Source organism: Hymenobacter convexus (assembly GCF_030580955.1).
Taxonomy (GTDB): Bacteria; Bacteroidota; Bacteroidia; order Cytophagales; family Hymenobacteraceae; genus Hymenobacter.
Window position 1 is genome coordinate 51,355 of sequence record NZ_JAUQON010000011.1, and the last position, 15,022, is coordinate 66,376.

Annotated in this window: 12 protein-coding genes; 7 read left to right on the forward strand and 5 right to left on the reverse strand. The window is 59.2% G+C overall.

All coding sequences use genetic code 11. The features are described 5' to 3' along the window. Nucleotides 1-55: 55 nt before the first annotated feature. The 4 genes from Q4S41_RS20255 to Q4S41_RS20270 all read right to left on the reverse strand — a co-directional run bounded on the left by Q4S41_RS20255 (nt 56) and on the right by Q4S41_RS20270 (nt 3,151). Nucleotides 56-640 (reverse strand): hypothetical protein, encoded by a 585-nt coding sequence (locus tag Q4S41_RS20255; protein ID WP_305032955.1) that lies wholly within the window; start codon nt 638-640, stop codon nt 56-58. Nucleotides 641-747: 107 nt separating this feature from the next. Next, nucleotides 748-1,548 carry an N-acetylmuramic acid 6-phosphate etherase gene (murQ, locus tag Q4S41_RS20260; RefSeq protein WP_305033057.1) on the reverse strand — a complete coding sequence of 267 codons (801 nt, stop codon included), beginning with the start codon at nt 1,546-1,548 and terminating at the stop codon, nt 748-750. A gap of 71 nt (nt 1,549-1,619) precedes the next feature. Continuing rightward, on the reverse strand, nt 1,620-1,871 hold the full coding sequence (locus Q4S41_RS20265) for a cytochrome b5 domain-containing protein (protein ID WP_305032956.1): 252 nt from the start codon (nt 1,869-1,871) through the stop codon (nt 1,620-1,622). 128 nt (nt 1,872-1,999) lie between these two features. Continuing rightward, the gene (locus Q4S41_RS20270; RefSeq protein WP_305032957.1) at nt 2,000-3,151 is read right to left on the reverse strand and encodes a formimidoylglutamase; all 1,152 of its coding nucleotides are present in this window, start codon (nt 3,149-3,151) and stop codon (nt 2,000-2,002) included. 198 nt (nt 3,152-3,349) lie between these two features. On the opposite strand from Q4S41_RS20270, the gene Q4S41_RS20275 reads away from it, so the two are divergent. The 7 genes from Q4S41_RS20275 to Q4S41_RS20305 all read left to right on the forward strand — a co-directional run bounded on the left by Q4S41_RS20275 (nt 3,350) and on the right by Q4S41_RS20305 (nt 13,355). Then, nucleotides 3,350-5,149 (forward strand): AMP-dependent synthetase/ligase, encoded by a 1,800-nt coding sequence (locus tag Q4S41_RS20275; RefSeq protein WP_305032958.1) that lies wholly within the window; start codon nt 3,350-3,352, stop codon nt 5,147-5,149. Nucleotides 5,150-5,285: 136 nt separating this feature from the next. Next, nucleotides 5,286-5,765, forward strand: a complete 480-nt coding sequence (locus tag Q4S41_RS20280) for a MarR family winged helix-turn-helix transcriptional regulator (RefSeq protein ID WP_305032959.1) — start codon at nt 5,286-5,288, stop codon at nt 5,763-5,765. A 133-nt stretch (nt 5,766-5,898) separates the two neighbouring features. Further along, complete coding sequence (locus Q4S41_RS20285; protein WP_305032960.1) at nt 5,899-8,304, forward strand: 3-hydroxyacyl-CoA dehydrogenase/enoyl-CoA hydratase family protein; 2,406 nt, start codon at nt 5,899-5,901, stop codon at nt 8,302-8,304. Nucleotides 8,305-8,327: 23 nt separating this feature from the next. After that, the gene (locus Q4S41_RS20290) at nt 8,328-9,512 is read left to right on the forward strand and encodes an acetyl-CoA C-acyltransferase (protein WP_305032961.1); all 1,185 of its coding nucleotides are present in this window, start codon (nt 8,328-8,330) and stop codon (nt 9,510-9,512) included. A 129-nt stretch (nt 9,513-9,641) separates the two neighbouring features. Beyond that, a complete protein-coding gene (locus Q4S41_RS20295; protein WP_305032962.1) occupies nt 9,642-9,953 on the forward strand; it encodes a 50S ribosome-binding protein YggL in 312 nt (103 codons plus the stop codon). Nucleotides 9,954-10,125: 172 nt separating this feature from the next. Continuing rightward, complete coding sequence (locus Q4S41_RS20300; protein WP_305032963.1) at nt 10,126-11,916, forward strand: acyl-CoA dehydrogenase family protein; 1,791 nt, start codon at nt 10,126-10,128, stop codon at nt 11,914-11,916. Between the two features lie 242 nt (nt 11,917-12,158). Continuing rightward, nucleotides 12,159-13,355 (forward strand): fibronectin type III domain-containing protein, encoded by a 1,197-nt coding sequence (locus Q4S41_RS20305; RefSeq protein ID WP_305032964.1) that lies wholly within the window; start codon nt 12,159-12,161, stop codon nt 13,353-13,355. A gap of 99 nt (nt 13,356-13,454) precedes the next feature. Here the strand turns inward: Q4S41_RS20305 and Q4S41_RS20310 are convergent, their stop codons facing one another. Beyond that, nucleotides 13,455-14,927 (reverse strand): hypothetical protein, encoded by a 1,473-nt coding sequence (locus tag Q4S41_RS20310; RefSeq protein WP_305032965.1) that lies wholly within the window; start codon nt 14,925-14,927, stop codon nt 13,455-13,457. Between the last annotated feature and the right edge of the window lie 95 nt (nt 14,928-15,022).

Below are 15,022 nucleotides of genomic sequence, written 5' to 3' on the forward strand. Positions count from 1 at the left end.
AGCCCTCTGGCACCAAAAAAGCCTCTCCCGTAACGGAGAGGCTTTTTTATTGGGTTTACAATTCGGTTTCGGGCAGGCCCAGGCGGCGGTTCAGCAGGTTATCGACCACTTCGAAGAGGCGGCGCGGCTCGTAGGTGCGCCACGGCAGGTCGTCGAGCTGGCCGCCGAAATTGATGTAGTTGTCGACGTTGAACTGCTTCATTTCGCGCAGCACGTGCTCCTGGAAATTGACGCCCGCAATCCAGCCATCCTCCACGTCCTCGTACCACTCCTCGTAATAGTCATCGTCGGAGCCGTGGAAATTGAACACGTTTTCGCCGATGAGGATGAATTTGCGGATGCCCTCGTGAGTCAGAATATCGATGATATTCCGCTTGAGCTCCATGATGTCATTCTCGATGGCGTCGTTCCACTCGCCGATGAATTCGAGCACGGCCACGCCGTCGTCATAGTCGGCGTACAGGATTTTGAAAAACAGCGTGTCCGACCCCAGGCTGTCCCACTGCGGGTGAATGTAGTAGCCGTAAATGGTGTTAGTGTAGGATTCGAGGCTGTTTTCGGCTTCAAAAAGCGGCGAGCGGGGGTCTTCGGAAGCCGAATATTGCTCAATCCAGTTGTAGTAGGGCTCGATGGTGTGCATAGGGCAAAGGGAGCACCAGTTGGAGCGGGTGCTTCCCTAGAAACGCCGAAATGCCCGAATCGTTCGTCGGGAAAAGTAAGCTCGTAAGGCACAAGCTGAAGTATATGCTACTGCTTGGCCGCCTCAAGTGCCACGCGCACGCTACCGTGCTGCTTCAGCAGCTCAGCAGCCTCGGCTTGCCCGATGCCGAGCTCATCCATCAGCATGCGTTCGCCGCGGTCCACCAGCTTCACATTGGACAGCTTCATATCAACCATCTTGTTGCCGCGCACATAGCCTAGGCGAATAAAAGTGGCCGTGGTGAGCATATTGAGCGCCATTTTCTGGGCCGAGCCAGCTTTCAGACGCGTGCTGCCCGTAATAAACTCGGGGCCCGTCACCACTTCTATCGGAAACTCGGCTGCTGCCGCCACTGCCGAATCAGCGTTGCACACCACGCAGCCAGTAGCTACGCCGGCTGCCCGCGCCCGTTGCAGCCCGCCAATGACGTAAGGCGTGCGGCCTGAGGCGGCAATGCCCACCAACACGTCCTTCGCGGTGATGTTATGCTGCTGCAAGTCAATCCAAGCTTGCTCGGCATCGTCTTCAGCACCTTCCACCGCCACCCGGATAGCGCCGTCGCCGCCCGCCATGATGCCGACCACCATTTCAGCTGGCACGCCGAACGTGGGCGGGCACTCCGAAGCATCGACCACGCCCAGGCGCCCGCTCGTGCCCGCCCCGATGTAAAACAGCCGGCCGCCCTCGCGCAGCCGGGCCACCGTAGCTTCCACCAGCGCCTCGATTTGGGGCAGGGCTTTGGCCACGGTGTCGGGCACCGTATGGTCGAGCTTGTTCATGCCAGCCAGCAACTCGGGAGTGGAAAGGGTTTCGAGGTGGTTGAATTCGGAGGGTGCTTCGGTGGTCATCATAGTGCAGAGCAAGCTTTGGCTTGTTCAGGAAAAAAGAAGTTGAAACGACGAACAAGCCAAAGCCTGTTCTACAGCAGTTGCCCCACAACGGGGAAATTGTCGAATACGTTGGCCGTGTGCGGCGCGTCTTTGTCGAGCTCGGCGGTGAGGTCCTGGCCGGCCCAGTGTTCATAGTGGTTGCCGCGCCGCCACAGCCGTGAGCGGCTCACGTCGTAAATCTGCCCCTGATACGCCACCCAGATTTCGTCGCGGTCCTGGCCGTTGCGCAGGGCGAGCTGGTTTTTGGTGTAAGTTTTCAGGTCGTTGGTTTGGTCGGCCATTATTGAGAGGACGTCATGCTGAGGGCAGTCGAAGCATCTCTACCGCTTCGTTACATCGATTAAATTTAGTATTACGGTAGAGATGCTTCGACTGCGCTCAGCATGACGTTCCTATAAATCGTTCTAATCTAGCTCAAAAGCGCCTGCAGCCGAATCCAGCGCTGCGGGAGGTCGCCTTGCGAAGCATTCAGGTAGTCCTCGTAGGTGCAGGGCACCACGCGCTTCACGGCGTTGTCGCCGAGGCGCTCGACTTCCATCCACCACTTGTCGGCGCGGCGCGATTTGTAGAACACCAGCTTGTCGGGGTTGCCGGGCAGCACCACCGTGTAGGTGAGGAAGCGGAAGGTGCCGAAGCCCGTTTCGGGGCGCCGATGGTAGAAGCCTTCCACAAAATACCAGAGCATGGTGGCCAATGTAGCCGCAGCTAATCCATTGATGTCCTGGTCGGTGCGGTAGCCGTAGAGACCAAAGGAGCTGAGCTGCTCGTTGTGGCCCGCGTACCAGCATAGCTGGGTGGCCTCCTCGTTGCCAAGGCCGAAGGGGTAGGCAGGGTAGTAGCCGGGCGCGTCCTGCCAGCGCAGGGCGGCAATGTCGATGCTAATAAAATCGGCCTGCCGGATGAGCGGCTCCGAAATGCGCCGGTCAGCCCGCACCTCGCCCACGCTCATGGTTTCGAAGTGCATTTTCTCCAAAGCCACCAGTACTTCGGGCGGCGTGAGGTATTGCTGGTGGCCCAGGTGGGCCAGGCTGAACACGAAATTGGGCTCGTGCACCAGCATGCGGCGCAGGTGGCTGTCTTCGGGCGCGGTGCCGGGGCCGGGCTCGGCCATGTCGGGCCGCGAGTCGACCATGGCGAAGCTGATGGCGCGGTTCTGGGTTTCGTAGGCCAGAAACTGGCCGTAGTCGAGGTCGTGGCTGCCACCGAGCAGGATGGGCACCGTGTTTTCCTCAATCAGGGCGCCCACTATTTCGCGCAGGCGCTGGTAGGTGTCTTCCAGCGTGAGGCCGGGGCGCAGGTTGCCAAGGTCGACGAGGCGCACGGCGCCGCTGCCTTTTTGCAGGCTATAGAAGCGTTGGCGCACCTCGTTGGCCCCGTGGCGGCTGGGGTGGCCAATGGTGCTGCCGCGCCATTCGTCCAGCCCGATGAGGGCCAGGTCGGCGGCGCGCCAGTCCGGAAACGTTTCGGTGAAGCGGGTGGCGTAGGCGGCCAGCGTGGTGGGCGCGGGCGCGGCGGCGGTCAGCGTTTCCGGCAGCGGGTCAAAAAACAGGGCCAGATTCATTGGGGGCGGAAATGCAAGTGGCCCAAAATTACACAGGAAAAGGGCGCGCGAACGGTTTTTTGACCGTTTTTGCGGCTCGTTTGGTTTTTACCCGTACACGCAAGCCTACGGATGGGCTCCGCAACCGTAGCTTGGCCCCGAAAAAAGCTTTTTATTTAAGCATAAATTCACCCGATACGCCTTACCCAACCCCACCCAATGGACGTTCGTCGCGCCTTCGATATCCTCCCGCATCAAATGGCCACCGCGCCCAAACCCGACGCGCTGGCCTCCAAAATTGATGGCCAGTGGGTGCCCATCAGCAGCCAGCAGATGCAGGACCAAGCCAATCTGGTTTCGCTCGGCCTCGTGTCGCTCGGCCTCAAGCGAGGCGATAAAGTGGCCATTATCAGCATGAACCGCCCCGAGTGGATGATGGCCGACTTCGGCATCTCCCAAATCGGTGCCACCAGCGTGCCGATGTACCCCAGCATCACCGTGGAGGACTACAAGTACATCTTCACCGACGCCGGCGTGCGGGCCGTTTTTGTGGCCGATAAAAAGCTGTACGACAAGGTGAAAGAGGCCACGCAGGACCTCGATATTCCGGCCGAAAATATCTTCACCTTCGATAAAATTGAGGGCGCCCGCCACTTCAGCGAACTGCTGGAAATCGGTAAAAAAGGCAACGCCGCCGACCTGGAACCGCTCAAAGCGGCCGTCGAGCCCGACGATTTGCTCACGCTCATCTACACCAGCGGCACCACCGGCCAGCCCAAGGGCGTGATGCTCACGCACGATAACATCCTGAGCAACTGCCGCAACTCGCAGCGCTTCGTGCCTGTCACGAAAAACGATAAGGCCCTGAGCTTCCTGCCGCTCTGCCACATTTTCGAGCGCATGGTGACGTACCTGTACATGATAAACAGCGTGAGTATTTACTACGCCGAAAACATGGACGTCATCGCCGACAACCTGCGCGAGGTGAAGCCCGAAATCTTCACCACCGTGCCCCGCCTGCTGGAGAAGGTGTATGATAAAATCGTGGCGAAGGGCCACGAGCTGGACGGCATCAAGAAAAGCCTGTTCTTCTGGGCCCTGGATTTGGGCCTGAAATACGATACGCAGAAAGACCAGGGCTTCCTGTACAACACGCAGCTGGCGCTGGCCAATAAACTTATCTTCAATAAGTGGCGTGAGGCGTTGGGCGGTAACCTTCGTTGCATCGTGAGCGGCGGCGGGGCCTTGCAGCCGCGGCTGGCGCGGGTGTTCTGGGCGGCCGGTATTCGGGTGATGGAAGGCTACGGCCTGACCGAAACCTCGCCCGTAATCGCCGTGGGCGGCTACGAGCCGGAGAACAATATGATTGGCACCGTCGGCCCGCTCATCGACAACATGCAGGTGAAAATCGCTCCCGACGGCGAGATTCTGACCAAATCGGCTTCGGTGATGAAGGGCTACTACAACCAGCCCGAACTCACGGCCAAGGAATTTGACGAGGAAGGCTGGTTCCACACCGGCGACATTGGCGAGCTCGTGAACGGCAAGTTCCTGAAAATCACCGACCGCAAGAAGGAAATGTTCAAGACGTCAGGCGGCAAGTACATTGCTCCGCAGGTCATTGAAGGCAAGCTGAAAGAAGACCCGCTCATCGAGCAGGCCATGGTGGTGGGCGCCGACCAGAAGTTCGCCTCCGCGCTGGTCATCCCGTCCTTCCCCGACCTCAAAGGCTGGTGCAAGCGCAACGGCGTGCCCGATGCATCCAACGAGGAACTGGTGAAGAATGAGAAAGTGGTGAAGCTCTACAAAGACCTGATTGAGAAATACAACAAAGGCTTTGCGCAGTGGGAGCAGGTGAAGCGGCACGTGCTGCTGCCCACGCAGTGGACCGTGGAAAGCGGCGAAATGACACCCACCATGAAGGTGAAGCGCAAGGTCATCACCGAGCACAACAAGGACCTGATTGCCGACATCTACGAGCGGGCCGAGAAGGAGCCGCACGAGCGCACGGCGCACTAGGCAGCAGCGTAGCGCGGACTTTTAGTCCGTGAGTGGCACCACCCATTCGCGAACTAAAAGTCCGCGCTACTTTTTTGTGAACTGTTATGCAAGCCTAATATATTTTTCGTAAGTTTACCGCACTTACTGCCCGCCCATGAAACCCGAAGAAACCGTCGATTATAACATAAAAGTGGCCTGGCATGCGATTTCGCGCATGTACAACACGCAGGCTGCCCAGAACGACATCACCACGAGCATCGGCTTCGTGCTGCTGAACATTGACCAGGAGAAGGGCACGCCGGCCACCAAAATTGCGCCGCTGCTGGGCCTCGAAACCCGCAGCCTGACGCGCATTCTGCGCAGCATGGAGGAAAAGGGCCTCATCTACAAGCAGGCCGATTCGGTGGATAAACGCTCGGTCCGCATTTTTCTGACGCCGCTGGGACTGGAGAAAAAGGAGGTATCGCGCCAGACGGTGCGGCACTTCAACCTGAAAATCCGCGAGAAAATCCCGCAGAATCAATTGGATGTTTTCTTTAAGGTAGCGGCTCAGATTACGAGCATGATTGAAGGAAAGACGTTGTTTGAGGAATTTGTGCTCAAGCCGTTGCGACAGGAATCTGCTGCTTCCTAAGTAACTGTTGAATCGTTGTCATGCTGACGAAGGAAGCATCTTATCACGGCTGTTTTCGTCAGGTTACTACTCATTTAAGGTGCGAACGTGATAAGGTCCTTCGCGCTGCTCAGGATGACAGTTTAAAACCACTATGAATCGAACCATCAAGAAAGTGGCCGTGCTCGGCTCCGGCGTTATGGGCTCGCGCATTGCCTGCCACTTCGCCAACATCGGCGTGCAGGTGCTGCTGCTCGACATCGCCCCCAAAGAGCTGATGCCCGACGAAGAAAAGAAGGGCCTGAAACTGGACGCCCCGGCCGTGCGCAACCGCATTGTGAATGCTGCGCTCCAAGCTGCAATCGTTGCCAATCCCTCGCCGCTCTATCGCAAGGCCGACGCCGTCAAAATCAAAACCGGCAACTTTGACGACAACCTCAAAGACATTGCCGGTTGCGACTGGACGATTGAGGTGGTTATCGAGCGCCTCGATATCAAAAAGAGCCTCTACGAGCGGGTGGAACAGTTCCGCAAGAAGGGTACGCTCATTACCAGCAACACCAGCGGCATCCCGATTCACCTGCTGGCCGAGGGCCGCTCGGACGATTTCAAGCAGCACTTCGCGGGCACGCACTTCTTTAACCCGCCGCGCTACCTGAAGCTGCTGGAAATCATCCCGACGCCGGACACCAAGCCCGACGTGCTGGATTTCCTGCAACACTACGGCGACTTGTACCTGGGCAAAACGGTGGTTCTGGCCAAGGATACGCCGGGCTTCATCGCCAACCGCGTGGGCGTGTGGGCCTTGCTCGATGCCATGCAGACCATGCAGAAGCTGGGTTTGACCGTGGAGGAAACCGACAAGCTGACCGGCCCGGTAATTGGCCACGCGAAGTCGGCCACGCTGCGCACTTCCGACGTGGTAGGCCTGGACACGACCATCAACGTGGCCAACGGCCTGGCCCAGGGCCTGCCGGACGACGAGGCCAAGGATGTATTCGTGTTGCCTGATTTCGTGAGGAAGATGGGCGAAAGCAAGTGGCTGGGTGACAAAACCGGCCAAGGCTTCTACAAAAAAGTAAAAGGGGAAGGTGGCAAGTCGGAAATCCACGCGCTGGATTTGAGCACGCTGGAATACAAGCCAAGCCAGAAGGTGAAATTCGCCACGCTGGAAATGACCAAAACCATCGAAAAGCTGGCTGACCGCTTCAAGGTGCTGGTGAGTGGCAAGGACAAAGCGGGCGAGTTTTACCGCCTGAGTTTCGGTGGTTTGTTTGCTTACGTGAGCAACCGGGTACCGGAAATCTCGGACCAGCTTTACAAGATTGATGACGCACTGCGGGCCGGTTTCGGCTGGGAACTGGGACCGTTTGAAACCTGGGATGCGCTGGGCGTGCAGGCTGGCGTCGACCTAGCCAAAGTGGCCGGCCGTACCGTGGCGCCTTGGGTAGAGGAGATGCTGGCCGCCGGCAATTTGACCTTCTATAAGGTGGAAGACGGCGTGCGCAAGTTTTACGACCAAGCCAGCAAGAGCTACCAGGCCATTCCGGGCGTGGAGAATTTCATCATTCTCGACAACCTGCGCGCTAGCGGCAAAGTGCTGTGGAAAAACGCGGGCGCTTCAGTTATTGACCTCGGCGACGGCATCCTGAACGTGGAGTTCCACTCGAAGATGAACTCGCTGGGCACCGACGTTATCCAGGGGCTGTTGAAGGGAGTAGAGATGGCCGAAGCCGGCTACCGCGGCCTCGTGGTGGGCAACGATGCGCCGAACTTCTCAGCCGGCGCCAACCTGGGCCTCGTGTACATGCAGGCGCTGGAGCAGGAGTTCGACGAGTTGAACATGATGATTCAGCAGTTCCAGCAAGCCATGATGCGGATGCGCTACAGCAGCATCCCGGTGGTGGGCACCCCGCACGGCCTCACGCTGGGCGGCGGCTGCGAACTGAACCTGCACTGCGACCGCGTGGTAGCAGCGGCCGAATCCTACATCGGCCTCGTGGAATTCGGCGTGGGCCTGATTCCCGGCGGCGGCGGTACCAAGGAAATGACCCTGCGCACCGCCCTCAAGTACGAAGACGGCGAGCCGGAATTCAACCTGCTGCGCAACACCTACATGACCATCAGCACGGCCAAGGTGTCGACTTCCGCCGCCGAGGCTTTCGACCTGGGCTTCCTGCGCCGGGGCGATGAAGTGGTGCTGAACAGTAACCGCGTTATCGCCGCCGCAAAATCGGCCGCCATCGACCTGGCCGATGCCGGCTACACCCAGCCGATGCAGAAAACCAATATCAAGGTGCACGGTAAAGGCGCGCTGGCCATGTTCAAAACCGGCGTGTACGCCATGCAGCAAGGCAACTACATCTCGACCCACGACCAACTCATTGCCGATAAATTGGCCTATGTGATGTGCGGTGGGGATTTGTCGTCTCCCACTGAAGTGAGCGAGCAATACTTGCTGGATTTGGAGCGTGAGTCCTTCCTGTCGCTCTGCGGCGAGCGCAAGACGCTGGAGCGGATTCAGAGCATTCTGACCACTGGCAAGCCGCTGCGCAATTAATTCATTCTGATTCGATAAAGACCATGTCTAATACCGCATATATCGTAGCAGGCTACCGCACGGCCGTGGGCAAAGCCCCCCGTGGCGGCCTCCGTTTCACCCGGCCCGACGACCTCGCCGCTGCCGTTATCAAACACCTCGTGGCCCAGGTGCCGGCCCTCGACCCCACGCGCATCGACGACGTAATCGTCGGCAACGCGGTGCCCGAGGCCGAGCAGGGCCTGCAAATGGGCCGCCTGATTTCACTGCTGGCCCTGCCCATCAACGTGTCCGGCCTCATCGTGAACCGCTACTGCGGCTCCGGCGTCGAAACCATTGCCATGGCGGTGGGCAAAATCTCCTCGGGCATGGCCGATTGCATCATCGCGGGCGGCACTGAGAGCATGAGCATGGTGCCCACCGTGGGCTGGAAAACCGTGCCCAACTATAAGCTGGCGATGGCGCACCCGGACTACTACATGGGCATGGGCCTCACCGCCGAAGCCGTGGCCAACGACTACAAAATCAGCCGCCAGGACCAGGACGAATTCTCCTACAACTCGCACCAGAAGGCCATCAAAGCCATTCAGGCCGGCAAGTTTGCCAAGAGCATCGTGCCCATCACGGTAGAGGAAACCTACGTGGACCAGGCCACCGGCAAGAAGAAAAACCGCTCCTACGTGGTGGATACCGACGAAGGCCCCCGCGCCGACACCTCGGTGGAAGCCCTGGGCAAGCTGCGCCCCGTGTTTGCCGCCAACGGTACCGTAACCGCTGGCAACTCTTCCCAGACGTCCGACGGCGCGGCCTTCGTGCTCGTGATGTCGGAGCGCATGGTGAAGGAGCTGAACCTGGAGCCCATCGCCCGCATGGTGAACTACGCCACCGAAGGCGTCGACCCGCGCATCATGGGCATGGGCCCCATCAAAGCCGTGCCGAAAGTGCTCAAGCAAGCCGGCCTGAAACTCGACGACATCGACCTGTTTGAACTGAACGAAGCCTTCGCCTCGCAGTCGCTGGCCGTGGTGCGCGAACTCGGCATCGACCCCGAGAAACTGAACGTGAACGGCGGCGCCATCGCCCTGGGCCACCCGCTGGGCTGCTCCGGCGCCAAGCTCAGCATCCAGCTCTTCGACGAATTGCGCGAGCGCGGCAAGAAGTACGGCATCGTCACGGCCTGCGTGGGCGGCGGCCAGGGCGTCGCCGGCATCTACGAGCTGCTGAAGTAGCTGTCTGTGTCGCCAGTATTAAGAACGTCATGCTGAGCGCAGTCGAAGCATCTCTACCGCGCTAGTAATCAATCAGCCAGCGTTAGATATGCTTCGGCTTCGCTCAACGAGCGACGTCAGGAAAACAACATGAAAAGACGACTGCGAAAGAAACTTCGGCTACAAGAGTTTCAGGAAATGGGCTTCTCTGTGAAGTTCGACTTGAATTTGCCCAACAGCAAAGCGGAAGACAATTTTGGTGACCGGCTAATCAACGCAATTGAATCAAATCACTTGCTGTTGGGCGGTGGGCTTAATGATTTTTTCGTGCAATCTGATTCAAGTCGGAAAACGTCAGAAGCTGACCGCCAAGCCATAGAAACCTGGCTTCGGCAGCAACCCGAAGTCACAGCCATAAATATCGGGCCGCTGGTAGATGCTTGGTATTGTTTCTTCAACTAGGCCGCTATCCAAATCAAGAAATACCCCGCTCATCCGGGGTTTTCTTTCGCCGATATAGTAGGCGTGCCTAACATATTTTTCTTATCTTGCAACACTAAAACCACCGGTCCGCTGTTTCTCAAAATAGTAGGCTTGCCTAATACTTTTCAACTCCACACCCACCCCAATTGTCATGGAAACCACGCAGCAAGCCAGCCTGAAGGGCGGCGAATTCATCATCAAGCCGACAGATGCCCAGAGCGTTTTCACGCCGGCTGATTTTAACGAAGAGCAAAACATGATGTACCAGACCTGTCTGGACTTCGTGCAAACGGAAGTGTCGCCGCTGCTTGAGCGCCTCGATAACCACGAGGAAGGCCTCATGCGCGGCCTGATGGAGAAAGCGGGCCAGCTAGGCCTGTTCGGCGTGAGCATTCCGGAGCAGTACGGCGGGCTGGACATGGACTTCCCCACGGCCCTGCGGGTGACCGAGGGCGTGGGCGGCGGCCACTCGTTTCCGGTGGCGTTTGCGGCGCACACAGGCATTGCGATGCTGCCCATTCTGTACTTCGGCAACGATGAACAGAAAGCTAAGTACCTGCCCGGTCTCACCGATGGCAGCCTGATGGGTGCCTACTGCCTCACCGAGCCTGGTTCCGGTTCCGATGCCCTGGGTGCCAAAACCAAAGCCGTGCTCAACGCCGAAGGCACGCACTACGTGCTGAACGGCCAGAAAATGTGGATTACCAACGCCGGCTTTGCCGATGTGTTCATCGTGTTTGCCCAGATTGACGGCGACAAGTTCACCGGCTTCATTGTGGAGAAAAACACGCCCGGCCTGAGCCTCGGCAACGAGGAGCACAAGATGGGCATCAAGGGTTCTTCGACGCGGCAGGTGTTTTTGAGCGACGCGCAGGTGCCGAAGGAGAACGTGCTGGGCGAGATTGGCAAAGGCCACCTCATTGCCTTCAACGTGCTGAACATCGGCCGCATCAAGCTGGCCGCGGCCTGCTTGGGCGGGGCCAAAGGTGCTGCCAACCAAAGTATTAAGTACGCCAACGAGCGGGTGCAGTTCAAGCTGCCCATCAGCAAGTTTGGGGCTATTCGCTTCAAGCTGGCGCAGCAGGCCATCCGGATGTACGCCGTGGAATCGGCCATTTACCGCGCCGGCGACGACATCTACCGCATGGAGCAAAAGCTCATGGCCGAAGGCAAAGGCCCGAACGAAGCCCTGCTAGGCGCCGCCCGCGAGTTTGCCGTGGAGTGCGCCATTCTGAAAGTGGAAGGCTCGGAAGTGCTTGACTACGTGGTGGATGAGGGCGTGCAGATTTACGGCGGCTACGGCTTCTCGGCCGACTACCCGATGGACCGCGCCTACCGGGATTCGCGCATCAACCGCATTTTCGAAGGCACCAACGAAATCAACCGCCTGCTGGCCGTTGACATGATTCTGAAGAAAGGCCTGAAAGGCGAAATCGACCTGATGGGCCCGGCCCAGGCCGTGCAGCAGGAGTTGATGAGCATCCCAAGCATGAGCCAGGACGAGGAAACCGGCCTGTTCAGCAAGGAGCTGAAAACCATCGCCAACCTGAAAAAGGCCATTCTGATGGTGGCCGGCTCGGCCGTGCAGAAGTTCACCGCCACGCTGGCCAAGGAGCAGGAGCTGCTGATGAATATCGCCGACATGGCCATCAAAACCTATATCGCTGAGAGCACCCTGCTCCGCGTGGAGAAAGAAGCCGCCGCCAAAGGCGAAGAGGCGCTGTCGGCCCAGGCCGACATGGCCCGCGTGTATCTGGCCGACGCCGTGGACCTGGTGGAGAAAGCCGGCAAAGATGCCATCGGCAGCATGGCCGAAGGCGACGAGCAACGCCTGCTGCTCATGGGCCTCAAGCGCTTCACCAAAGCCGAACTGCTGAACGTGAAGGAGGCCCGCCGCCGCGTGGCCGCCAAGCTCATCGAAGCCAACGAGTACGTGTTCTAGCCCACGTATTTATCGGATTCGACAGATTGGTCGGATTTTGTAGATGAGTTAAAAAAGCCGCTCCTGAGTCCGGGGGCGGCTTTTTTCATTGTAGATATTGGCCGTATGGGGTTATATAGGAAAAGATATTTGCAGAAAAGTTAGGATGTGAAGAAGCCTTTCGCACCAATGGCTGGTCTGGAAGAAAAGCATGGAGCGGCCGCCCGGCTTCAACCATTCATCATTCTTTTCTTTCTGTGCTTATGAAAACCTTTACCCTTTTCCTGGTCATGCTGGTGGCTGCGCTGGGCGGGCCCGCGCCCGCCGCCCACGCCCAAACCTGCGCTCCTCCGACCAACGTCGTCATCAGCAATGTGACGAATGCCAGCGCAGTGGTCAGCTTCACGCCTTCGGCAACGGCCATAAGCTACACGGTGCGCTTTTATTCCATCGACAGCACGGCAGCGGGCATCACCAGCATCAATACCACCGCTTCGCCCGTGACGCTGACGGGATTGGTGGCGGGGCGTTTTCATCGGGTGTCGGTGATGAGCAATTGCGCGGGAGGCTTCACCACTTCCTCGCCCTGGGTAGGGCTCCAGACCACGGGCGGCGGTTCCAATCCTACGGGCTGCACGGCACCCACCAGCTTAGCCGTTTCGGGATTGACCACCACTACGGCTTCGCTTTCTTTCGCCTCCGCGAGCGGGGCGGCCAGCTACCGCGTGGTGTATTACGCGGTGGGCGACAGCATTAACGCCATTACGCAGACGGTGGCTGGGTCGCCGGTGGTTCTCAGCGGCTTGCTGCCGAACACGCCGTACATCGCCCGCGTCTACAGCAACTGCAACGGTGCTACCTCGGGCGCTACGCGGGTCACTTTCCGCACGCAGGCCGTGCCGGTTGCCTGCGGTGCAGTTACCAATGTGGTGGTGACAGCCACCAGCGCCTCCACGGCCACGGTCAGCTTCACGCCCGGCGCCAACAACACCCAGTTCACCGTGACTTACTACGTGCCGAATGATTCGTCGCGCTGGGTGGTTTCCAACGCCTCGCCCATCACGCTCACCGGCCTCGTGCCCGGCCGCACCTATACCATTCAGGTCACGAGCACCTGCGGCACCGGCACCACGGTCACCTACACGGCCGGTACGCCTATCACCTATGCGTTCCGGGGCACGCTGGGCGCCCGGGCCGCGCTGGGCGGGGGCATGCTGGCCGTATTCCCCAATCCGGCCCATCAGGCTGCCAATCTGGTGCTGCCGGCGGTGGCGGGGGCCAGCCAGGCCCGGGTGGTGCTGCTCAACGGGCTGGGCCAGCAGGTACGGGTGCTCGTTGTGCCGCTGGTGGGCGCTGAAACCCGCGCCGCGCTTGATTTGTCGGGCGTGGCGCCGGGCCTCTACACCTTGCGCGTGGCGGCGGGTAGCCAAACGGCCAGCCAACGGCTAGCCGTTGAGTAGACGACGCAATTGAAAGGCAAAAAGGCCGCTCCTAAGTCAGGAGCGGCCTTTTTTGTGACTAAGCAGCTTGTTTAGTTCACTGATGATGAATAGCTTATTCTACTTCACCACAATCTTGTCCAACTGTAGCGCCGCTGATTTCTTACTTGGCCGGCTTACGCCTACAATGGTTTTCTCACCCAGCCAGGCTGTAAAGTCTTTCACGTAAGCCAGCTGCTGGTCGTCGGCCACGTTGAGCTTCAGGCGTTCGGGCGGGCTCACCACGCCGGTTTGCGCGTTCACCCGGCGCAAGTAGAGGTCCGATTTCTTATTGATGTTTTCCAGCGTGAGCAGCTGCACCGTGTTGCCAAACACCGCCGCCCGGTAGCCAATGCCGGTGTAGGCATCCACGGCCGGGGCCACCTGGTCTTTGGCCACCAGGCTGTGCCAGGTGGGGGCGCCAAACTCGTTGTAGCCGAATAAGTGCAACTCGCGGGCGTGCACCGGCGCCTCGCTGCCGCCTTCTTCAAAATGCTTTTCGGCTACTACCACCAGCTGCTTGTCGGCCGTAAGCAGCAAGTCGGCCAGGTACACATCGTCCAGCCGTTTCACGTCGATGCCGCTGGCCTTGCTCACCTCGGCCAGGTAGGCGGGCGTGAAGCGAAACTCCGGCGAGAATTTCATGTCGCCGTTGCCGCTGAAATCGTACTTCACCACCTTCAGGCTGTAGTATTCGCCGGTGGCGTAGTCGGCGCACAGCGCGGCGGCATACAGGCTGCCGTCGTTCAGCACCGTGAATTTGGTGTCGCGCACCGTCACAGGGCGGCCGCCAAACACGCCGCCCACCGGCACACCCAGTACCTTAATTTCCTTGTTCGCTCCGGGCAGGTAGCGGCGCACGGTCAGCTTCTTCATGCCGTCGCTCACCAGCGTCACATACTGCGTGCCGTCGTTGGCCACGTGCACGGCGGGCGAGAAAAAGTCGCCCACATCACGGAAATCATAGCTTTTTTCTTCCAGTTGTAGCACGTTCTGGTCGAAGAGCGTGGCCGCAATGCTTCTCACCTGCTGCCCGGTGGTGAGGTAGCGGAAGGCCAGCAGCCGGCTGCCGTCGGGCGAGATGGATACGCCGGGCCGCCGGTCGCGCGGGCTCACGCTCATCACCACTTTGGCCGGGCTGCGCTGGCCGCTTTGCAGGTTCACGGCCACCACGGCCAGGTTCTGGCCGGCGTCGTCTTTGTGGTGCAGCACCACCAAGGCTTGCTTGTCGCCCCGCCCGAAGGCTTCGAGCGTTTCGCCGGGCGTTACCGGAATGGTGGTGCTCCACTGCTTTTTCAGGTCGGCATCGTAGCGTTCCACGGCGTAGCCGCCGGCGCTCTGGTGGGCCAGTATCACGAAGCCCGAGCCATCGGCCAGAGCCAGGGTCTTGCGCGGCACCCGCATGTCGTAGCGGTCGGTGCCCTGCTCGGGCAGGTAGCTAAACGGGGTCGACTTCACTTTTTGAGCCAAAGCGGGCGTGCTCGCCAGGGCCAGCCCCAGCGTGCCCAACAGGCAGGCGCGATGCATCAGATTTTTTACGTGCGATTGAATCATAAAATAAGTTTTTGGACTAAGCAAGCCTTCAAAAGTAGCCATTTTAGCGCTTGTATGGCATGTTTTCAAGCCCAAGGCTATGATAATAAGGGCTT